Source organism: Ruegeria sp. A5, from assembly GCF_056543005.1.
The window spans coordinates 129,300-149,890 of record NZ_JBQGAV010000008.1; the positions used below are offsets into that span (position 1 = coordinate 129,300).

General features: G+C 57.2%; 22 protein-coding genes, 1 other RNA gene and 1 riboswitch. Of the genes, 10 read left to right on the forward strand and 13 right to left on the reverse strand.

Annotated elements, in window-relative coordinates; translation table 11 throughout:
• Nucleotides 1–83: 83 nt before the first annotated feature.
• A complete protein-coding gene (gene pdxR, locus ACR0AY_RS17110; protein ID WP_170398719.1) occupies nucleotides 84–1,544 on the reverse strand; it encodes a MocR-like pyridoxine biosynthesis transcription factor PdxR in 1,461 nt (486 codons plus the stop codon).
• 146 nt (nucleotides 1,545–1,690) lie between these two features.
• Between pdxR and ACR0AY_RS17115 the strand changes: the two genes are divergently transcribed.
• Both ACR0AY_RS17115 and ACR0AY_RS17120 read left to right on the forward strand, forming a co-directional pair.
• A complete protein-coding gene (locus tag ACR0AY_RS17115) occupies nucleotides 1,691–1,999 on the forward strand; it encodes an ArsR/SmtB family transcription factor (protein WP_170398716.1) in 309 nt (102 codons plus the stop codon).
• Nucleotides 1,992–3,023: a permease gene (locus tag ACR0AY_RS17120; RefSeq protein ID WP_170508838.1), complete on the forward strand. Its 1,032-nt coding sequence runs from the start codon at nucleotides 1,992–1,994 to the stop codon at nucleotides 3,021–3,023. The genes ACR0AY_RS17115 and ACR0AY_RS17120 overlap by 8 nt, the downstream gene beginning before the upstream one ends.
• Nucleotides 3,024–3,066: 43 nt before the next feature.
• Here the strand turns inward: ACR0AY_RS17120 and ACR0AY_RS17125 are convergent, their stop codons facing one another.
• Nucleotides 3,067–3,456 carry a hypothetical protein gene (locus ACR0AY_RS17125; RefSeq protein ID WP_480454456.1) on the reverse strand — a complete coding sequence of 130 codons (390 nt, stop codon included), beginning with the start codon at nucleotides 3,454–3,456 and terminating at the stop codon, nucleotides 3,067–3,069.
• Nucleotides 3,457–3,510: 54 nt separating this feature from the next.
• On the reverse strand, nucleotides 3,511–4,272 hold the full coding sequence (locus ACR0AY_RS17130) for a DUF1013 domain-containing protein (RefSeq protein WP_170398707.1): 762 nt from the start codon (nucleotides 4,270–4,272) through the stop codon (nucleotides 3,511–3,513).
• 130 nt (nucleotides 4,273–4,402) lie between these two features.
• On the opposite strand from ACR0AY_RS17130, the gene ACR0AY_RS17135 reads away from it, so the two are divergent.
• Nucleotides 4,403–5,032: a ribonuclease T2 gene (locus ACR0AY_RS17135; RefSeq protein ID WP_170514747.1), complete on the forward strand. Its 630-nt coding sequence runs from the start codon at nucleotides 4,403–4,405 to the stop codon at nucleotides 5,030–5,032.
• Here the strand turns inward: ACR0AY_RS17135 and ACR0AY_RS17140 are convergent.
• From ACR0AY_RS17140 to ACR0AY_RS17160, 5 genes are all read right to left on the reverse strand, one after another.
• A complete protein-coding gene (locus tag ACR0AY_RS17140; protein ID WP_170514744.1) occupies nucleotides 5,029–5,517 on the reverse strand; it encodes a hypothetical protein in 489 nt (162 codons plus the stop codon). The two genes, ACR0AY_RS17135 and ACR0AY_RS17140, sit on opposite strands and share 4 nt — an antisense overlap.
• Nucleotides 5,518–5,694: 177 nt before the next feature.
• Nucleotides 5,695–6,054, reverse strand: a complete 360-nt coding sequence (locus ACR0AY_RS17145) for a hypothetical protein (protein ID WP_170514741.1) — start codon at nucleotides 6,052–6,054, stop codon at nucleotides 5,695–5,697.
• A 77-nt stretch (nucleotides 6,055–6,131) separates the two neighbouring features.
• Nucleotides 6,132–6,725, reverse strand: coding sequence for a recombination mediator RecR (recR, locus tag ACR0AY_RS17150; RefSeq protein ID WP_170398696.1), 594 nt, complete (start codon nucleotides 6,723–6,725; stop codon nucleotides 6,132–6,134).
• Between the two features lie 64 nt (nucleotides 6,726–6,789).
• A complete protein-coding gene (locus tag ACR0AY_RS17155; RefSeq protein ID WP_170398693.1) occupies nucleotides 6,790–7,134 on the reverse strand; it encodes a YbaB/EbfC family nucleoid-associated protein in 345 nt (114 codons plus the stop codon).
• 231 nt (nucleotides 7,135–7,365) lie between these two features.
• Nucleotides 7,366–9,126: a DNA polymerase III subunit gamma/tau gene (locus tag ACR0AY_RS17160; RefSeq protein WP_170514738.1), complete on the reverse strand. Its 1,761-nt coding sequence runs from the start codon at nucleotides 9,124–9,126 to the stop codon at nucleotides 7,366–7,368.
• Between the two features lie 172 nt (nucleotides 9,127–9,298).
• Here ACR0AY_RS17160 and ACR0AY_RS17165 point away from each other — a divergent pair, with 172 nt between their 5' ends.
• Nucleotides 9,299–9,799 (forward strand): phosphatase domain-containing protein, encoded by a 501-nt coding sequence (locus ACR0AY_RS17165; protein WP_170398687.1) that lies wholly within the window; start codon nucleotides 9,299–9,301, stop codon nucleotides 9,797–9,799.
• Nucleotides 9,800–9,803: 4 nt separating this feature from the next.
• Here the strand turns inward: ACR0AY_RS17165 and ACR0AY_RS17170 are convergent, their stop codons facing one another.
• A complete protein-coding gene (locus ACR0AY_RS17170; protein ID WP_170514735.1) occupies nucleotides 9,804–10,211 on the reverse strand; it encodes a hypothetical protein in 408 nt (135 codons plus the stop codon).
• 91 nt (nucleotides 10,212–10,302) lie between these two features.
• Nucleotides 10,303–10,523: riboswitch (cobalamin riboswitch) on the reverse strand.
• A 121-nt stretch (nucleotides 10,524–10,644) separates the two neighbouring features.
• Between ACR0AY_RS17170 and ACR0AY_RS17175 the strand changes: the two genes are divergently transcribed.
• Nucleotides 10,645–11,502 (forward strand): serine aminopeptidase domain-containing protein, encoded by an 858-nt coding sequence (locus ACR0AY_RS17175; RefSeq protein WP_170514732.1) that lies wholly within the window; start codon nucleotides 10,645–10,647, stop codon nucleotides 11,500–11,502.
• A gap of 36 nt (nucleotides 11,503–11,538) precedes the next feature.
• On the opposite strand, the gene rsgA is transcribed toward ACR0AY_RS17175, so the two are convergent.
• The 3 genes from rsgA to ACR0AY_RS17190 all read right to left on the reverse strand — a co-directional run bounded on the left by rsgA (nucleotide 11,539) and on the right by ACR0AY_RS17190 (nucleotide 14,726).
• On the reverse strand, nucleotides 11,539–12,567 hold the full coding sequence (gene rsgA / locus ACR0AY_RS17180) for a ribosome small subunit-dependent GTPase A (RefSeq protein ID WP_480454458.1): 1,029 nt from the start codon (nucleotides 12,565–12,567) through the stop codon (nucleotides 11,539–11,541).
• A 159-nt stretch (nucleotides 12,568–12,726) separates the two neighbouring features.
• Nucleotides 12,727–12,825: signal recognition particle sRNA small type (ffs, locus tag ACR0AY_RS17185), an RNA gene on the reverse strand.
• A 38-nt stretch (nucleotides 12,826–12,863) separates the two neighbouring features.
• Nucleotides 12,864–14,726: a bifunctional 2',3'-cyclic-nucleotide 2'-phosphodiesterase/3'-nucleotidase gene (locus ACR0AY_RS17190; protein ID WP_170514727.1), complete on the reverse strand. Its 1,863-nt coding sequence runs from the start codon at nucleotides 14,724–14,726 to the stop codon at nucleotides 12,864–12,866.
• 196 nt (nucleotides 14,727–14,922) lie between these two features.
• Here ACR0AY_RS17190 and nudC point away from each other — a divergent pair, with 196 nt between their 5' ends.
• The 3 genes from nudC to ACR0AY_RS17205 are packed head-to-tail and all read left to right on the forward strand — an operon-like array spanning nucleotide 14,923 to nucleotide 16,913.
• Nucleotides 14,923–15,906 (forward strand): NAD(+) diphosphatase, encoded by a 984-nt coding sequence (gene nudC, locus ACR0AY_RS17195; RefSeq protein ID WP_170514724.1) that lies wholly within the window; start codon nucleotides 14,923–14,925, stop codon nucleotides 15,904–15,906.
• Between the two features lie 39 nt (nucleotides 15,907–15,945).
• Complete coding sequence (locus ACR0AY_RS17200; protein ID WP_170406543.1) at nucleotides 15,946–16,413, forward strand: SRPBCC family protein; 468 nt, start codon at nucleotides 15,946–15,948, stop codon at nucleotides 16,411–16,413.
• A gap of 14 nt (nucleotides 16,414–16,427) precedes the next feature.
• Nucleotides 16,428–16,913: a GNAT family N-acetyltransferase gene (locus tag ACR0AY_RS17205; protein WP_170514721.1), complete on the forward strand. Its 486-nt coding sequence runs from the start codon at nucleotides 16,428–16,430 to the stop codon at nucleotides 16,911–16,913.
• Between the two features lie 127 nt (nucleotides 16,914–17,040).
• Here the strand turns inward: ACR0AY_RS17205 and ACR0AY_RS17210 are convergent, their stop codons facing one another.
• Nucleotides 17,041–17,874, reverse strand: a complete 834-nt coding sequence (locus ACR0AY_RS17210) for a prephenate dehydratase (protein ID WP_170398663.1) — start codon at nucleotides 17,872–17,874, stop codon at nucleotides 17,041–17,043.
• A 121-nt stretch (nucleotides 17,875–17,995) separates the two neighbouring features.
• Between ACR0AY_RS17210 and ACR0AY_RS17215 the strand changes: the two genes are divergently transcribed.
• A complete protein-coding gene (locus ACR0AY_RS17215) occupies nucleotides 17,996–18,505 on the forward strand; it encodes a c-type cytochrome (protein ID WP_170398660.1) in 510 nt (169 codons plus the stop codon).
• Nucleotides 18,506–18,679: 174 nt separating this feature from the next.
• The gene (locus ACR0AY_RS17220; RefSeq protein ID WP_170514718.1) at nucleotides 18,680–20,590 is read left to right on the forward strand and encodes an extracellular solute-binding protein; all 1,911 of its coding nucleotides are present in this window, start codon (nucleotides 18,680–18,682) and stop codon (nucleotides 20,588–20,590) included.
• Nucleotide 20,591: the final 1 nt, after the last annotated feature.

Below are 20,591 nucleotides of genomic sequence, written 5' to 3' on the forward strand. Positions count from 1 at the left end.
GCACCCAGTTTTCTGATCGGTTTTGGCGTACGGGTGTCTGTGGCGTTAGGGCCAGAACCGGTAGCGGTTTAAGTCCAGAGTGCTTAAGAACGCCGGATCGCTTCAGCAATCTGTTGGATTCCCGGTTCGATACGATCCGACGAGATTGAAGAGTAGCCCAGCCGATAAAAGTTCTTTGGCCTGTTCTGGCTTGAAAAAAATGCCTCACCCGGTTCGATATGGACGCTTTGGCGCTGCAGGTCTCGGGCCAGTTTGCTGGTGTCTACATGCAGCGGCGCTTGCATCCAGATCGATGATCCGCCCAACATCCCGCGCCCAGCAACAGTCAGACCATATTGTCCAATTGCCTCCTCAATCGCTTCGCGACGGCGTTGCAGCGTTTTAGACATGCGCCGGATCTGAGCATCATAGTGGCCGAGCGATAGGAAGTAGGCTGCAGTTCGCTGCATGTGGCCAGGAGGGTGACGCAAGACCAGAGATCGCAGGGCGCGCGCTTCACGGATAAAGGGTTCGGACCCGACCATGTAGCCCAATCGAAGCCCCGGAAACAGCGACTTGGAAAAGCTGCCCACGTAGATCACCCGCCCATCACGATCCATTGACCTGAGCGCCGGTGACGGGGCCCCGAGAAATGACATTTCGAATTCATAGTCATCCTCGACGATCATGGCGTCAAGTTCACGTGCACGACGCAGCAGTGCATGTCGGCGGTCCACCGGCATGGTCGCGGTTGTCGGGCTCTGGTGGCTGGGGGTGGTGAATATGACGTCGGTATCATCTGGGATCGTTTCCGGGGGCAACCCGTCCCGGTCGACCTTCAGATAAGACAGCTTGCATTCCGAGTGAATCAGAAGATCGCGCAGGGCGTAATAGCAGGGGTCCTCGATCGCTGCCCTACGGTTCCGGTTCAGCAATATGCGAGACGCCAGCCAAAGGGCGTTCTGAGCGCCCAGGGTGATCAAGATTTCTTCGGGCCGGGCTACAATTCCACGGCGGGGAAGAGTATGCCGGGCGATGAATTCAAGCAGCAGCGGGTCATCTTGATCGACATAGTCCCCGGTCAGAGAATCAAAGTCCTTATGTCCCAACGCCCGAACTGCGCAGAGACGCCAGTTTGCATGATCGAACAGCTTTCTGTCGACTTGGCCATAAATGAAGGGATAGCGGTAGTCACGCCAGTTGCTGGGTTTTGTCAGCACATCACCGCCCGAGAAACGGCGGGCAAACGCCTGATCCCAGTCAACCACTTCGGTGTCGCGCCGCACTGGCGTGTAGGTCGGCGGCACTGGCGCATTTTCTGAAACATAGTATCCCGACCGGCCTTTGGCGGTCAGGTAATCATTGGCCAGCAGTTCAGTATAGGCAAGCGTGACCGTAATCCGGCTGACACCCAAATGGGCAGCAAGTTTACGGGACGAGGGCAGCTTTTCCCCGACGTGGAAGCGTCCTGACAGAATGCCTTCGGCAATCAGCTGTTGCAGCTGCGCCTGTAAGGTGCCTTGCCCATTGCGTTCCAAAAAGAATGTGTCGACCGAAATACCCATTGCATCGTTATAGTTTGGACCTAAGGCGGTGGCAATCTGGACTTATGGCCCTGCGAACCATGTTGGGAGTTTTACGCACACGTGTGGTTGACGCAGGATACGAATTAAACTAAATAACCAGAAATCTAGTTTAATGGAGATAAAAGATGTGGGAAGAAGCTGCCGCAGGTTTCTCTGCCATGGGCTCGGAAGCCCGATTGAAGGTTCTTAAGACCTTGGTTCGTGCTGGGGAAGCAGGCCTGACCGTTGGAGAAATTCAGACGAGGACAGGAATCGCGCCCTCGACTCTGGCGCATCATCTGCGGTTTCTGGCTGCTGGCGGAGTAGTTGAGCAAGAGAAGATCGGGCGTAGCACGATCAACCGCGCGTGCTTTGACGAATTGAGAAACCTGGCGCAGTTCATTCTTAGTGAATGCTGCGCAGACGAAATCGGAAAGGCCGCAAACGATGGCTGAACTAACACAAAACCCCAAGCCACTTGCCAGAAACCTGATCGACCTGATCAAAACGCCCTGGGCTCTGATCGTGATCATACTGGCGCTGGTGGCCGTTCTTGATCCGGGCAACTGGACCGAGGTTGTGAGTTTTGCCGCCAAAGCGCTTGCGCATACGGGCCAGTACATCCTGTTTGCTGTTCTGCTGCTATCATACTTGAAGGCAACCGGGGCCGAAGTCATGGTCGCCCGTGCATTTGAGGGTCGCGAGACACGGATGATCTTTCTGGCTGCGTTGTTTGGCGGGCTGGCCCCATTTTGTTCCTGCGAAGTGATCCCGTTCATCGCGGGATTGCTGGCTCTGGGTGCGCCATTGTCGGCCGTGATGGCATTCTGGCTCAGTTCACCGTTGATCGACCCCCCGACGTTGCTGATTACTGCGGGTGCGCTGGGTTGGCCGTTTGCAATTGGTAAAGCGGTTGCCGCTGTCGCGTTGGGTTTGTTCGGCGGGTTTGCGGTGCGCACCCTGATGCGGGGAGGTGCTTTTGCGCAGCCGTTGCGTGAATACAAACCCGCTGGTTGCTGCGGTTGCGGACCAAAGCAAGATGACAAACCCGTCTGGAAGTTCTGGCAAGACCCTGACCGTCGGACGCGCTTTCGGGCCGAATTCGTTCATAACGGTCTGTTCTTGCTCAAATGGCTAGCGTTCGCCTACGTGCTCGAGGCGCTGCTGGTCAGCTATGTTCCGGCAGACCTGATCGCCCGGGTTGTTGGTGGTGAGGGTGTTGTACCAATCGTCATCGCAGCCTTGGTCGGAATGCCTGCCTATCTGAACTCTTACGTCGCACCACCGCTTCTTGCGGGTCTGATGGAACAGGGTATGAGTGCGGGTGCTGCGATGTCGTTCATGGTGGCCGGCGCCGTCAGTTCGATACCTGCGATGGCGGCCGTGTGGTCACTGGTGAAACCGCGCGTCTTTGCCACCTATCTGGGGTTGGGCATCAGCGGTGCCATCGTAGCAGGCATCCTGTTTCAGATGATCTGAACAAAAAAACCGCCCGGTTGAGCCATCGGGCGGTTTTGCTTTTCTAGCTCGCTTCGCAATATCGTGGCAGTTTGAACCGATACCTTGGCTCTCCACTTTCAATGAAAACCCGTTTCTCGATACAGGCTTGGTTTCCAACTGTCTGAGCAATCGGCCCATCGGTCGACGTGATTGATGCTGCTGAGCCATCCGGCAAGCGCACCGAAGCAATGACCCCGTTCTTGAGATCGCCATTGATCGGTGTCGCCGACAAAACCGCGACGGTGAGAAACGCCTCGTGCTCGTGCTTGCCGTCGTCATTCAGCAACAGCAAGCCAGCGACTATCGCAATCATCACTACGGCACCTGTAATGGCCAACCACCAGGATTTCAGGAACACATAGATTGAAACGGCACGATGCGCGTCGAAGAATAAGGATAGAACCTTTAGCATCAAATCACCCAAAAAATCGGGTCCCGGCTATTCGAGGCCGGGACCATGCGCATCTCAGGGGCGCAGATCGTCTTCGTCTTCTTCATCACCACCACCCTTGGGTAGGTTGAAGAAGCTATCCGCATCGACGATGGGCTCTTCGTCTTCCTTCTCGTTGGTGTCCTCGGACAACGAGAATGTCTCGAGACCTTCGATCGCGGTCGGGATCTTGGGCGCTGAATCCATCTCAAGCGACTGTTCGGTCGAGACCAGTTTGCGACGCTCATCATCGCTCATCACGCCACCTTCAGCTGCTTTCTTGGCCGCAGCCTTTTGCACGATGGCATCCAGTTCGGACTGTTTGCACAGTCCCAGGGCAACCGGATCGATCGGCTGCATGTTCGAGATGTTCCAGTGCGTCCGCTCGCGGATCGACTGGATGGTCGGCTTGGTGGTGCCGACCAGCTTGGCAATCTGGCCGTCGCTGAGTTCCGGGTGGAACTTGACCAGCCACAGGATCGAGTTCGGACGGTCCTGACGCTTGGACAGCGGGGTGTAGCGCGGACCACGGCGTTTCTCTTCGCCTGATGCCGCCGGATTGAATTTCAGCTTCAGCTTGTGCAGCGGGTTGTTTTGCGCGGTGTCAATTTCTTCCTGAGTCAGCTGGTTGTTGGCAATCGGGTCAAACCCTTTGACACCTGCAGCCACATCACCATCCGCAATACCCTGCACTTCCAGCTCGTGCATGCCTACGAAATCCGCGATCTGCTTGAAGCTGATCGTGGTGTTGTCCACCAGCCATACGGCGGTTGCCTTGGCCATAAGCGGTTTTGCCATCAGCCCGTCTCCTATAAATACATCTGTCCCGTCGCCGGAATTCGGCGGCCCCGAAGCTATGGGGCAGGTTTCCGTTGTCGGGGAACTTGGGGCCTATATAGTCGCGACAGCTAAAGAAGGGAAGAGGCGAATGCGCTGGGCGATTTTGTGGGTGCTGAGTGCCATGGCTGCGATGGCCGAGGGCGAAAAGGCGGGCGATTTTGACTACTACGTCCTGTCGCTCAGCTGGTCTCCCAATTGGTGCGCCCGCGAAGGCGATGCGCGCGGATCGGATCAGTGCAACGCACGACACGATCACGGATGGATATTGCATGGTCTCTGGCCGCAATTCCATCAGGGCTGGCCTTCGTATTGTCGCACGTCCGAAGCGCCACCCACACGCCGCATGACGCGGGAAATGGAGGATATTCAGGGCTCATCCGGGTTGGCCTGGCATCAATGGAAAAAGCACGGCACCTGTTCGGGCCTCAGTGCACCCGACTATTTCGCCCTGTCGCGGCAGGCTTATGCAGGAGTTGCGCGCCCCGAAGTGTTCCGCAAGCTGGACGCGACGGTCAAACTGCCCGCTTCGGTGGTGGAAGAGGCCTTTCTCAAGGCCAATCCCACGCTCGAGCCTGACATGATCACCATCACTTGTAAGCAAGGCTATATCGAAGAAGTCCGCCTGTGCCTGTCCCGCAATCTTGACCCGGTGCCCTGTGGCCGCGACGTGATCCGTGATTGCACCGCTAAAGACGCGGTGTTTGATCCGATTCGTTAGAGCTTTTTGTTCTGGCAGTCGCGCGCATAATCCAGCGCTTTGGCGGTGCCTTTCAGATCAATCGCCATGACGGTCTGACCTTCTGGATTGTAGACGGTCATGGTCTTGTTCTGCGCAATCGAGGTGACGAAACTCCGGTCCGTAAAGAACACCGTCGCGCCGGGCACGCGATCCTGCTTGAACCCGATGGCGGTGGCATCAAAGCTCTTGCCGTCCAGCTCAAACCGGATTGGGTATTGTTCCCCCGGTTTAATGTCGCCCCAAGCCTTGTTGTAAACGGTGAAATACCCGCGATTATCCAACGCGTCATAGCCTAGCCGCACCACCGAGAGGTCCTGATACACCGTCTGGATCAGGCATCCATTTCCGAGATTGGGATCCATCATGATGTTCCAGCCTTCGACAAAGCCCTTGTCGATGAGTTCTTGGGACAGTGCGGCGGTGGCAGTGAAGGTGGCTAGGGTGAGGGCGAGAAGGCGGGGCATATTTGAAATCCACAGAGTTACGTTGTGAAACTGTGCCCAAGTTACAAGTTTCGACAGCCCAGCCAAGAGCATTCTTTTATTGCGCCCCAGATACTAGGTCCTATTCAGCCAATCTGAATTTTAAGATCACCTAGCTTGTGGAGCGTTCGTCGTGAAGTAATAAAGCTACTAAGAAACTTATAGGCAGGACCCGCCGAAATTAGGCTTCAACTCGACTATGGTGTCATTCTGGGCTTCCCAAAAAACGAGCCAACGAAGCATGCAGGGAAAAGACTGTTTTTCAAAATACGCATAGCTTTTTCCTTTTGAAATAGAAAATCCATCTTGCTCTAGAAATCGGACCAGCTCTTGCTCTTTCAGCGGCAATGGGTATTCAGCGATTATCCTTCGAGCAAACTCTTTGTCAGCTTCGGCAAAACTGTCGGGCAGATTTCGCCTGATTTTTGGAGGTAGCGGAAACGACGGGGACAGCAACAAGTGAATACCAATCACGACAATCAGCGCAGATGCACAAAAAACTATAATAAACTTTCGCATCAAATGCTTAACCTCCCAGAAATCCTAAGAAAGTGCTTGGTTTCTACAAGGCACGCAAGGAGCAGGCGACTACAAATCTAGATCTCCTTCCGCGCCCGCAACGCCGCCGTAATCGTCCCGTCGTCTAGATAGTCCAACTCTCCCCCAATCGGTACACCTTGCGCAAGGGATGTCAGACGAACCTGCCCCTCCAACTGATCAGCGATGTAGTGGGCAGTGGTCTGGCCATCGACGGTGGCGTTCAGGGCGAGGATGATCTCGGTGATACTCTCGGCCACAACCCGGTCCTTCAACCGGGGGATACGCAATTCATCCGGGCCGACCCCGTCCAAAGCCGACAACGTGCCGCCCAAAACGTGATAGCGGCCCTTGAAGACCCCGGCGCGCTCCATCGCCCAAAGGTCGGCGACGTCTTCGACTACGCACAGTTCTCCGGTTGCGCGGGCCTCATCATTGCAGATGTCGCAGATATCGGTGGTGCCCACATTGCCGCAGTTCAGACATTCACGGGCGGTGACGGCCACCTGCTGCATCGCGTCTGAAAGCGGCGTCAGCAGCAGGGCGCGTTTGCGGATCAGGTGCAGGACTGCGCGGCGGGCCGAGCGAGGGCCGAGGCCGGGCAGCTTGGCCATAAGGTCAATCAGATTGTCGATGTCGCTATTCGAACTCACCGTGAGACCCTCGCAATTGGGCCAGGGAAACACGCCCCGGCCATAGATCCGTCAGGAGGGTGTATCAGAACGGCAGCTTGATGTCTGCGGGCAGGCCCATGCTTTCGGTCAGCTTGGCCATTTCTGCCTGCGAACGTTCCTGCGCCTTGGTTTGGGCGTCCTTGATCGCGGCGAGGATGAGGTCTTCGACTACTTCCTTATCGTCACCGTTAAAGATCGACGGGTCGATATCCAGACCTTTCAACTCGCCCTTGGCGGTCGCGGTGGCCTTGACCAGCCCGGCACCGGATTCGCCGACAACCATGATGGTGTTCAGCTCTTCCTGCATGTCAGTCATCTTGGTCTGCAGATCCTGCGCGGATTTCATCATCTTGGCCATGTCACCCAGGCCGCCTAAACCTTTTAGCATCGGTAATCTCCTGTCACTCGATTTGTGGCCTAGATACGAAGCGTAACCGCGCGGCACAAGAGGTCAGGATACTCCCGCCCGTCGTCAAGGTCTTTGGCAAGACCTTTCCTCCCGTTAGGCCCGGCAGTGCGTAAGGCGCGCTGCAGGGCCCATAGCCGCTCAGGTCGGCGCCAGCCGATGGCCCGTGGCGGGTGCGGGAGCATTTGGTTGAGGTGCGCTTATGCTCGAAGCTTAGTCTTCTTCGAACGGGTCCCATTCGTCTTCGACCTCGGGCAGGGCTTCGGTTTCGACTTGAGCGGCGCGTTGTTCTGCGGTTTCGATGCTCTTGATCCGCGCTTTCGGGAAATGAGTCAGCACTGCTTGCACCAGAGGATGCTGTTCAGCCTCGGCCTTCAGTGCCAAGTCTGCAGCGTCCCGTACCTCGGCAATGGTCGGTGCGTTGCCCTCAGCGACAATAGAAACGGCCCACCGGTTGCCCGTCCAACGCTGCAGCGACGCGCCCAATCGTTGTGACAGGTCGGTCGGGGCGTTGTCGGTTGGGGCGAACTCGATCCTGCCTGGTTGGTAGGATACCAGACGCACGCCGTTTTCAACCTCGACCAACAACTTCACGTCCCGGTTGGCTCGGATCAGTTCGACCACATGTTCAAATGTTGGATAGCGTGCCAGAGCTGCCTGCACATCTTGGGCTAGCGCGGCTGTTGGCCCGCCTGCGTTGCCGCCGATTCCCGATGCGGCATAGGCCGGTCGGGCCACAGCCTGTGGCGCGGCAGGAGCATGTCCCGGCGCACCGATTCCCTTGCCGGGGCCACCATTGGGCGGCGGAGGCGTATCTTGCAGACGCTTGATCAGCTCCTCCGGGCTAGGCAAGTCGGCCACATGGGTCAGGCGGATCACGGCCATTTCCGCAGCCATCATTGCGTTGGGTGCGGCGGGAACTTCCTCAAGCGCTTTCAGCAGCATTTGCCACATGCGTGTAAGGACTCGCATGGGCAGAGCCTCGGCCATTTGTTGACCTCGGGCGCGTTCGTCGGGGGAAACGGTGGGATCTTCGGCGGCATCCGGGGTGATCTTGACCACCGATACCCAATGCGTGATTTCAGCCAGATCGCGTAAGACGGCGAGTGGATCAGCCCCTTCGGCATATTGCCCGCTCAGCTCGGTCAACGCGCCTGCAGCATCGCCGCGCAGGATCATATCCATCAGATCCAGCACCCGGCCCCGATCAGCCAGCCCGAGCATGGCGCGCACCTGATCCGCGCTGGTTTCACCGGCCCCGTGCGAGATCGCCTGATCCAGCAGTGAGGTCGCATCCCGCGCTGATCCCTCGGCGGCCCGGGTGATCAACGATAACGCATCCTCGGCAATCTGCGCCCCTTCGGCATCTGCAATCTTGCGCAGCAGACCGATCATATCCTCCGGCTCGATCCGGCGCAGATCAAAGCGCTGGCAACGGGACAGGACGGTCACCGGGACCTTGCGAATCTCGGTGGTGGCAAAGATGAACTTCACGTGTTCGGGGGGTTCTTCCAGCGTCTTGAGCAGCGCGTTGAAAGCGCTGGTCGACAGCATGTGAACCTCGTCGATGATATAGATCTTGTAGCGCGCGGACGCAGCGCGATAGCGTACGCTGTCGATGATCTCGCGGATGTCATTGACACCGGTGCGGCTGGCGGCGTCCATCTCCATCACATCGACATGGCGGCCCTCCATGATGGCTACGCAGTGTTCACATTGACCGCAGGGTTCGGTGGTAGGGCCGCCGCTGCCATCGGGACCGATGCAGTTCATACCCTTGGCTATGATCCGAGCGGTCGTCGTCTTGCCGGTACCGCGGATACCGGTCATGATGAAGGCCTGCGCGATCCGGTCCGCCTCGAAGGCGTTTTTCAGAGTGCGCACCATGGCGTCCTGACCGACCAGATCGGCAAAGGTTTCGGGGCGGTATTTACGGGCAAGAACCTGGTAGGCGGGGCTGGGCGTCTCGGTCATGTCTGCTCTGTCGGATTCGCGTTACGCCGCAGCGTAGAGGCCCCCGCCGCCCGCGTCCACAGCCAGCCGGGACGATTTTCATTTTGGAATGCGTGGGTATGCGGCTAAAATCCACTCTATTCTATTTACTGGACCAGTATGTTGTTGGGTGAAGTTTGTTTGGGGGGAGATTATGTCGCAACTGGTGGTTTATGCGTTGCAGGTTGGCGGAGGCACCTTGGCCTTGTCCTCGATGCCTGGGCGTGGAGGAACGTATACAGAAGACCTTGATCTTATCGCAGACTGGAAGCCCGGGCTTGTGATCTCGATGACGACTGAGGTTGAGATGATTCAAGATGGCGCGCGGAATTTTGGCGCTGATATTCAGGGGCGTGCCAGCAGATGGGTGCATTTGCCGATCGAAGATTTTGGCACGCCACCCAAAGAGATTTTGGACCGCTGGCCTCGCGTTGGCGCGACCGCACGTCAGGCGTTGTCAGGTGGTGGCCGTGTGCTAGTGCATTGCCGTGGTGGCTGTGGCCGATCCGGGATGGTGGTTCTGCGTCTGATGGTTGAATGCGGTGAACGGCCTGAGGCGGCATTGAAGCGATTGCGTACGGTGCGTCCTTGCGCAGTCGAGACAAATGCCCAGATGCTTTGGGCCGTTGAACCGGCCCGTGTTCAAGCCGTTTGACGGCTTAGACACCAACATGTGGCGAGATTTCGCCACCGTTGTGCTGCACCAGAAGCGAAGCCTCAAGCATGGCGCAAGGAGGATTCCTTAGCAGGTCTGCAGGTAGGCTGTGGTACTCGGTTCCGAACATCATGTCTGCGTAGTCATCCAGCCGGCCGGTATCGATTTCAGGATCGGTTCCGCAGAATACACGTATCTGGTCGCATTGGGCGCGAAAGCGGGCGGTGCATCCTTCCGGGCAGTGCGACAGATCTATGGTGCCTTCAATCACAAACTCAGTTTTCGTGACCGGTTTTGTGGCGGACATGGCCTGCGTCAGAGCCCGCGCCATCTGTGCCAATGCGGGGCAGGGTGCGCCAGTACGTTGGCACACGGTCGCCGCGAATTCGTGTGTTTTGGTCTTCCAGATCATCAATGCGCCCTCCGCGCGCAAGGCGAGGGCGTGGCACAGGTTGGTCGTTGCGGAGCACGATCAAACCCGTCCCGGACACCCCTCCCGAGTTTCGGTTCTACATCCGATGGCAGGTCTCCTGACTTGCGGGTCATCGCTTTGCCGACCTTCCCAGCCTTCAAGGCCAGTGGTATCTCGGCATTGCTCTCCGCTTACAGTTGCGGGGGCAGCCTCGGACTAGGTTCTTTCCGGATTTATCCGGGCAGAACCGCACCGTGTTCCCTTTTCATCCCGGCCCGATTGGGCGCGAGAACCATCGCGACATGGCTAGCGGCTGCGCCGTGCCCGAGTCAAGAAGATTGCGTCAGGCAAGTGACGTACGGTCCAGCCACGTCAACCTTGACTTGAGGCGCTTCGGGTGAACTGATCAGTTCAGTCGGTATTGGAGGGCACCATGTTGGACACACAGCAGGCGGTTGTGACCGAGGATTTTCAGATCCCGTCCGACCCGGCAATGTTGTCGGCGCGGCTTTACCGTCCGGTTGCCGACCCCGAAAAGGTGGTCGTCATAAACGGTGCGACTGGGGTGCCGAGGGATTACTATCAGTACTTCGCCCGATGGCTCGCCGAAGAACAGGGCATGGCCTGCCTGACTTACGATTACCGGGATTTTGGTCACTCTTTGGTGGGTTCGCAAAAGCGGTCAAATGTCACCATGGCCGATTGGGCGTTGATCGACATTCCATCCGCCCGGGCCGAGATGCGCCGACGGTTTCCGCAGGCCAAGCTATGGAGCATCGGTCATTCCTTGGGCGGAATGTTTGGCCCGATCCAACCCGATATCGATCAGATCGACAGGATGATCTGTGTCTGTTCGGGTCTGGTAACGCTGGCGGATCACCCTTGGCCTTATCGCGCTTTGGCGGCGTTGTTCTGGTATGGTCACGCGCCGCTGGTGGTCAAGGCGCTTGGCTACCTGCCCGGGCGGTTGGTCGGGTTTGGATCGGACCTGCCTGCCCAAGTCTATTGGCAATGGCGCAAATGGTGCACCGCCCCCAAAAGCTATGTGCCAGAGATCGGCACGACACTGCCCGCCGCCCGCTGGAAAGACTTGGGCAAACGTGTCGATCTGTTTACCTTCGCAGATGATGAAATGGTGCCGCCGGATGCTGTCTGGCGTCTTGCCGATCTCTATGGACCCAAAGCCGGGCGCCATCTGCTTGCACCAAGCGAATTCGGAGTGTCCAAGATCGGCCATATCGGTGCACTCGCAAGACGGAATGCGGCAGTCTGGCCTAGACTGATCGCCTGATAGCGCTGGGCACCGGTAGGTCGGTGCCCAGCTTCGTTATAGCCCTTTACGGGATTTTTTCTCGTGCATCACGCTGCGCACCATCTTGCCGAACGCCTTGTCGCGGGCGCGGGCCTGCGCCACCGAAGCGGAATTGTGTTGGTCTTCGCGCCGCAGCTTGCGCCAGCGGTCCAGCCGCGCGGGATCAAGCGTACCAGCGTCGATTGCCGCCTGCACCGCACATCCGGGCTCAGTCTCGTGCTGACAATCCGAGAAGCGGCAATCCAGGCTGAGGTCTGAGATGTCCGAAAATACCTCATCCAACCCCTCCTGCGCATCCAGCAGACGCAACGCGCGCATGCCGGGCGTATCGATCAGCCAGCCGCCATTGCGCATGCGATGCAAGGCGCGTGCAGTTGTTGTGTGCCTGCCGCGCGCATCATCTTCACGGATACCTGCGGTGGCCTGATCCTGCCCCGTCATCCCGTTGGCGAGCGTCGTTTTCCCAACGCCGGATGATCCAAGCAAGGCGCTGGTTTGTCCTTTCGGACACCACGACAGAACTTGTTCGAGATCGCCGTGATCCAGCGCGTTGACCGCAAGTACCGTCAGAAACGGGGCGAGCGATTGGGCTTGATCTACATAAAGGCTCGGATCATCGCACATGTCCGATTTGGTCAGAACGACCACCGGATAGCAGCCTGACTGATGCGCCAGCGCAAGATACCGCTCCAATCGTGGCAGATTAAAATCGGCGTTGCAGGAACTGACGATGAACAGCACGTCTACATTTGCAGCGATCAACTGCGCTGCAGCTCCGGTACCTGCCGCTCGGCGTTGAAGCAGGCTTCGCCGGTCCAGCATACGGCGTATTCGTTTGTTTTCATCCACCAGAACCCAATCTCCGACGGCATATGCACCGGTTGATTGATCCAGAGATAACAAAGGCGATTCACCTTCAGGGCTCAGCCCGATCAGTCGATCCCGGTGTACGGCCGAGATGCGATACGGAAGAAGTGACGGATCAGCCGTATGCTGAGCCGCGAAATGAGAGGACCATCCGAGGTCCGATAAGGAAAGTAACATTGGTCTGCCTGTGATCAGAAACAGCAATCCCGTCGAATGGCAATCGCGCATCCGCCGGTGACGTGTTCAGGCAGTCAATTGATCGGAAAGGATCAGAACCGGTCTGCCCGAAGGGTTTTTGTTACAATCATAAACGCCCTCCTGCGGCTGATAGGTTCTAAGTGAGAGGTTGGACATCGACCCAAGCGGGGCTCGTTGTGGCTGCTTCCTTCCGGACCTGACCAGGTTGGCGAGGCGCTCGCCCGCGCCAACCTCTCAAAGCCGATATAGGTGCATCCCCTGAAAATGGCAACCCGTCAGAAGGTCAGATGAATACGCATGAAACCATCCGCATCGTCGGGCAGAATGCGTGGATGATACTCAGCAAGTTCTGCAACATGGTGTAGCGCGCGCGGCCCCGTTGTCAGGATCGCGCCCTGCCTTTGGTTTGGTACAAAAGAAAAGGGGCGCGGTGCATGCGCGAGTGGGTCGGCGGGCAATGTGCCCGCGACGTATTTGCATAGAGTATCCTGTATGCTGATCTGAGGCAGGTCAATCATACGGGCTTGTCGCGCAATTGGAAAATGACCACCGCCATTGGCGCGGTAGTTATTGGTGGCGACAAGGAAACTCTGGTCAGGCGCAATCGGCTGCCCATCGAATTCCAGGTTGCGTATGCGGGAAAATGCCGGATCAATCACTCGACCGAGCGTATCGAACCGCGCCGGTTGCGAAAGATCGATCTGGTAGGTGACGCCATGCAGGACATCGAAGTTGAAGCCCGTGCGCTGAGGATCGGCAAGATCGATCGGGGCGTCTGAGCCAAGTTGATGGAACAGCCCGGCTGACATCTCAAGCCAGTCCCGAATCTGAGAACCTGAGGCCAGCACCGCGCGCAATTCATTAGGAAAGACACTGAGATCGGCGATATGTCGAACTGAAATCTCGCCTGAGGGGATATCCGTGTAGTACTTGCTTCCTGCGCGCCCGCCGAACTTTGCCGGGGCGGCTGACGATATGATAGGCAAATCTGCCCAGTCGGTATCGACCAAATGCGGGCGTAGGGCAGCGGCCTGAGCCGCCGCAACCAAGGCCAGACCGCGATCCGGTACGCAATATGTGAAGTAGCTGTGCAGCGTGTGTGGGATTGTGCCCACTGGCCTGGTCACCCTTTTGCGCGTCGCAGCGTGGCCGGTCGCAAACAGCTCTGTGATCCTTTGGCATTCGGGTATTTCGGTGCCCGATTGAGCGATTGCCCGCGCTTCGACATGGCTGCCTGTAATGCGCCAATCGCCGGTGGTATCTTTTTGCAGTGTCAGATCAATGATCCCAAGATGAGACCCGGCCCAACCCTGCATGACAACCGGCGTTCCATGGACAAGCCCCCGCGTACTGTCGACGAATGGATAACCATCATGCGCCTTTCCGGGCAGTGTCAGATGGGTGTGGCCTGCGACGACGGCATCAATCAGCGGCATCTCGGCCAGCGGGATGATCGCGTTTTCCATATCCGGCTCGGCCATTGCCGATCCCAGTCCGGTATGCGCAAGGGCGACAATCAGGTCGCAACCTTGCACGCTGAGATCTTCAGCAGCGCGCCGCGCAGCGGCCAGAATGTCTGTTACCACGACCCGGTCCGTTAGCAGATGTGCTTCCCACTGTGCGGTTTGAGAGGGCAAAACAGAAAGAACCCCGATGCGGATTGCGGTGTCCTGTCCATTTAGTCTGACAACCCGATGCAGAATCGTGTGTGCATCCCAACCTTGTTCGGTCTGAGTGGTTTGCATATTGCTGCAAATCATTGGGCAGGCGGTTTGGCGAGCGATGCGATTGACGAGTTCCAGCCCAAATCCGAAATCGTGATTGCCCAATCCGATCGCGTCATAGTTCAACGTGTTGAACGCGCGTGGCAGGGGATGGGCGTCTGACACGTTTTCAGCTGCCCAATTGCCAAATGGCGTTCCCTGCAGGCTATCACCATTGTCAAACAACAGCACAAGGGCGTCATCGCGTTCAGCCTGTCTGCGCGCCTCGTGAATCAGGCTGGCGGTACGGGTCAAACCAATCGCGGGTTCGGGGCGATCCGAATAGTAATCATATGACGTCAGGTGCATGTGTAGATCGGATGTTGCAAGGATTCGAATCCGTGCGCCATCATCTGCATCTCTTCGTTGTCGCATTAAATGCTTTGATTTCAATATCTTCAACTTCTAGCTGTCAGTGTGTCAACGTTTCCACCATGAGGTCGATTTAATGCAATTTCCGGGGCGATGCTGCGGTCATTCCGCGGCAGGGTCGAAAAATGTTTGGTCGATACCCGTTGCACGATCAGGTAAGACGTGGCAGCCCTTTGCGCGGCAGTCAGGAACGGCAGGCATGAAACGCGCAGAACAGGTGACATTTGGCGGCTCGGCACTGGATCGGGCGGGTTTGCTGCGCGGCGACGCGGACAAACTGGCACAGGTTTATAGTGACCCTTTGGCAACATGTGTGTTGCTGTGGCGCGGCAAACTGTTGGTTGAGGGTGAGGCACTGGACCGGCTCGTCCGGCTTCCGATGACGCACAAGATTCTCGAACAGGGCCCGGGCGGTGTGATCGAGCAACCGATTTTCCTTGGAAAATCCGAGGATGGATCGCCGCTTTTTGCCATGGACATCTCGGGCTGGGCGGCTGAAGGGCTGGATTTATCCGGTGTCGGAGATTTTGTCGACCGCAGCGAACAGCAGCACCCTGATCTGCCCGAGGGGTGTGTCTTTGCCGAGCTGCGCCGCATCATGACACGCCTCAACCCACGAGACGCAGAGATTGCGGCAACCGCCAAGGCGGTGATCGGCTGGCACGAAACGCATCAATTCTGTGCCCGATGTGGTGCCCGCAGCGAGATGTCTCAGGGTGGATGGCAGCGCAGTTGCCCGGCCTGCGGCGGCCAGCATTTCCCGCGCACCGATCCTGTGGTCATCATGTTGATTACCCATGGCAATTCGGTGCTGATGGGGCGCTCTCCGGGCTGGCCTGAAGGCATGTATTCGCTTTTGGCTGGTTTTGTTGAGCCCGGTGAAACGCTGGAAGCCGCTGTGCGGCGCGAAGTGATGGAAGAGGCGGGCGTGCCCGTGGGTGCGGTGAGCTATCTCGCAAGCCAACCCTGGCCCTTTCCCGCATCCCTGATGTTTGGATGCGCAGGCGAGGCGTTATCGCGCGATATCCAGATCGATCCGGTCGAGATCGAGGATGCGATCTGGGTCACACGGACCGAGATGATGCAGGCCTTCGCTGGGGATCACCCTAAGCTGTTGCCTGCCCGAAAAGGTGCGATTGCGCACTTTTTGTTGCAACACTGGCTTGCAGACACGTTGGACTGACGAGAAACTGAACCCAATCTAGGGCAGAGAAAAGCAAACATGCAGTTTTCAGCGCAGGAAGATATCGATGTCCCGATCGAGACGGTCTTCAACATGGTCTCGGATTTTGAACGCTTTGAACGCAAAGCCTTGCGGCGCGGGGTCGATGTGCGTCGGGTCACGGGGTCGGTTGTGCCGCAGGCCGGAATAACCTGGGAGACCGAATTCAAGATACGTGGCAAGCCACGTCATATCATTATCGAGATGACTGAATGCGACCGCCCGTCCTTGATGCGGTTCCAGTCCAGCAGCAAGGGAATGAACGGCGACACGGTGATCGAGCTTCTGGCGCTTTCCCAACGTCGGACACGGCTGCGCGTTGAAACTTCGCTGGGTGCGAAAACGCTGCCCGCCCGCCTATTGCTTCAATCCCTGAAGTTAGGGCAATCCCGATTCAGGCGGCAGTTCCAGACCCGTCTCAGCGAATTCGCGCGCGATATGGAGGAACGACACCTCCATGGTGTCTGACAACCGAGAAGTAGATGAGCACTTTAACGAGACCGATCATACGCGACGCTGTCGAAGCCGATGCGGATGGCTTGTCCGGTGTGCTAACAGCGCTTGTAGCGGCCGGAAAGCGGACCAAGCCCGCCGACAGCGCCTTTGCACTGACGCATTACATCTTCGACCCTGAGCGGATTCAGTGTAGCCTTGCCGTTGCGCCGGACGGACAGATACTGGGTTTCCAGTCGTTGAAGCTTGCCACCCGAAACAACCCGTATGGCGTTGCGGTCGGGTGGGGCATCATTGGGACGCATATCAAACCGTCCGCAGCGCGATGTGGTATCGGTCGGGCGTTGTTCAAACGTTCTCTTCAAGCCGCTAGGCAGCAGGGATTGCCCGCTATCGATGCTACGATCGGGGCCAACAATTCCGACGGCCTTGGCTATTATGAGGCGATGGGATTCAGAGAGTACCGGCAGATGGATGGCGCGATTTGCAAGGTCTATCGCATGGGAACGGAGTGACCAACCCGTAATCCGCCGCACTTTCAGGATGTCGCACCCAAGGACTCAAGATATCGTTCTAAGCTGCAAGCGTAGTTGCCCCGCCTATCCAGGCCGTTCCTTTGAAGGGGCGAGCCGATTGCCTGCACTATCCACGAGGTTGCGCCGCCGGATAAACGCCGAGGACTTCTACGTTGGTGGTAAAATGCTCAAGCTCATCCATCGCCAGTTGCACATTTCGATCGCCCGGATGGCCCACGATATCGGCATAGAACTGGGTCGCGGTGAAGGACCCGTCGACCATATAGCTTTCCAGCTTGGTCATGTTGATTCCGTTGGTGGCAAATCCGCCCATCGCTTTGTACAGCGCCGCCGGGATGTTACGCACCTGAAAGACAAAACTTGTGATCATGCCGTGATCACCACGGCGCGATTCGTCGGCCTCACGAGACATCACCAGAAAACGGGTCGTGTTGTCGCCCTGATCTTCAATGTGACGGGCCAAAACGTTAAGGCCGTAAATCTCACCTGCCAGCTCACTGGCTAACGCTGCGGAGTGTTTGTCGCCGATCTCGGCGACCTCGCGTGCGGCACGAGCATTATCCGGGCTGACCCTGCCACGAATTCCGTGTTGCTTCAGGAAACCTGCGCATTGTGGTAGCAAGACGAGGTGGGAATGCGCCTCAGTGATATCCTCCAGAGTCGCGCCCGGTACGCCCAACAGGTTGATGTGCACGCGCACAAATGCTTCGTCGATGATGTGCAGCCCGCTATGCGGAAGCAGGCGGTGAATATCGGCCACACGACCATAGGTGGTATTTTCCACCGGTAGCATGGCCAGATCAGCCTCACCTGAGCGCACTGATTCGATCACATCTTCGAAAGTGCGGCAGGGCAGGGCGTCCATATCCGGTCGCGCGTTCCGGCAGGCTTCGTGACTGTATGCGCCGGGTTCTCCCTGAAATGCTATGCGATTGGTCATTTGGTCGTTTCCGTGCAACAAGTTCTTGAATTGGGCGTTTAGTCGCGGTGTCTATACCTTGCGTCTTCTCAGGGGAAGCCTTAGACACCCCGCAGACAGCTGAAATGGACACGCGATCAAAATGTTCGACACGATGACAGTTACCAAAGCCGCAGCCGGCTTGTTTGGCACCTTCCTGGTGTTGCTTCTGGCAAAATGGGGGGCGGATGTCCTCTATAGCTCTGACAGCCATCTTGCCGAAGCTGCTTACATTATCGAAACCGAAAGCTCGGGCGAAAGCGCGGACGGCGAAGAAGTGGTCTTCGAAGATATGTTGGCTGCAGCCGACCCTGAAAAGGGCGCACGTGTATTCCGCAAGTGCACCGCCTGCCACAAGTTGGAAGACGGCGCCAATGGTACAGGTCCTTACCTTTACGGTGTCGTAGATCGCCCGGTTGCCTCAGCTAAAGGCTTTACCGGTTATTCGGCCTCGATGCAGGCGCATGGTGGCAACTGGACACCCGAAGCCCTGGACGCGTTCCTGGAACGCCCAAGCGCCTATATCTCGGGCACTTCGATGAGCTTTGCTGGCCTGAAAAAACCACAAGAACGCGCCGATCTGATTGCGTATCTGCAGACCATCGGCAACTGATCTGTTGATCAGATTTGCAGGATTTAAAGCCGCTGCCTTGCGCAGCGGCTTTATTTTTTGTCTGAGAAGAACTTCACAAAGCGTTCACGCATTCTAAACTTGCAACTGACAGTGCTGGACCTTTAGCTGGCGGGCACGACAATGAAGATGACAGAAATTCAGAGGACGAGCCTGATGAAACCCCTTCTGCCCCAGATGCGCTTTACCGGAATTCACGCTTGGGCTGCGGCTTTGGGGATTTCGGCGACACTGGTTCTGGGCAGCAGCGATCCTGCCCGTGCCAATGAAGAGGGCGTCACGCGCAGCCACGGGTATTCCTATTTCGGAAATCTGGATTATCCGGCCGACTATCCGTACTTGAACTACGTCAACCCAGACGCACCAAAGGGCGGAGAGCTGTCTTTATCGGGCTCAGGTACGTTTGATTCCCTGAACCCTTATTCGCGCAAGGGGCGGGCAGGCGCTTTGACCACGCTTCAATATGACCCGCTGATCGAAAGTACCGCGGACAGTGTCGGGCAGTATTATGGGGTTGTTGCGGAAAGTATGGAATATGACGAAGGGCGCAATTATGTGATCTTCAATCTGCGCCCCGAAGCTATGTTCTGGGATGGCACCCCGGTGACTGCCGAAGACGTCGTCTATAGTCATCGTTTGTTCATTGAGCAGGGTTTGCCGTCTTATGCGCAAGCCGTCGGGCGCATGGTTACAGGGGCTGAAGCTCTGGACGACCACACTGTAAAATTTACTTTTAGTCCGGATGTCACCCGGCGCGGGTTGATCGAAACCGTCGGGTCGACCCCGGTATTTTCAAAAGCCTGGTTCGAGGCCGATGAAAGCCGTCGTCTGGACGAACCGCGGCTGGAGGTCGCCGTTGGTTCAGGTCCTTACAAACTGGACAGCTATGACATCAACCGTCGTATCGTCTACAAGCGTCGCGACGATTATTGGGGCAAGGATCTGCCGATCAACATAGGCCGCAACAATTACGACACTATCCGGATCGAGTATTTCGCGGATCAAACCGCCGCCTTCGAAGGGTTCAAGGCGGGCGAATACACGATGCGTATCGAAAGTGACCCCAAGCTCTGGGCCTCTAGTTACGATTTCCCGAAACTCAGCGAAGGGTTTGTCGTGCAGGACGAGATCGTGGATGGTAGCCCACCAACGCCGTCGGGTTTCGTTTTCAATCTGGGCAAGCCTCAATTTGCCGACAAGAATGTGCGTAAAGCGCTGGCGCTGGCGTTCAATTTCGAATGGGCAAATGAATCGCTGATGTTCGGTCTGAACGCACCGCGCAGTTCATTTGTGCAGGGGACACATCTTGAAGCGACAGGCGTGCCGGAGGGTGCCGAACTGGCGTTTCTGGAAACGCTGGGTGACGTGGTTCCGGCCGAGGTGTTCAGCGAGCCTGCGCTTGTCGTCCACGAATCCAATCCAGCTCGGTTGAACGACCGTCGCAATTTGCGGCAAGCCTCGAAACTGCTGGACGAGGCTGGTTGGCCCGTCGGCGACGGCAATCTGCGCCGCAATGCCGATGGGCAGACGCTGAAGGTCAATATTCCGTATGCGTCGAGCATTCCAACCTCGACCGCCACCATGATCGAGACCTATGTGCAGAACCTGCAGTCGATCGGTGTGGATGCTTCGGCCGAGAAAGTAGATCCTTCTCAATTCACCCTGCGGCGGCGTGAGCGTGATTATGATATGGTATATTCGAACCGCTATGGCTCGTTCCTGTCGACCGGTGGTGGTCTCAGTCAGATGTACGGTTCGGAAGAAGCCGCGTTTAGCTTGTTCAACCCTGCCGGTCTTGCCAGCCCGCTTGTTGACGCTGTGATCGAAGCGTCATTCGACACGACAAATCAGGCAGAACAGGATGCTGCGCTGATGGCGTTGGATCGTGTCTTGCGTTATGAGTTCTTCGTCATTCCCGATGGGTATGTGGCGGATTACTGGACGGCTTATTACGACATGTACGAATACCCTGAAAACCTGCCTCCATTCTCGCTTGGGTATCTCGATCTGTGGTGGATCAACCCCGAGAAAGAGGCTGACCTGAAAGCCAAAGGCGCACTGCGATAAC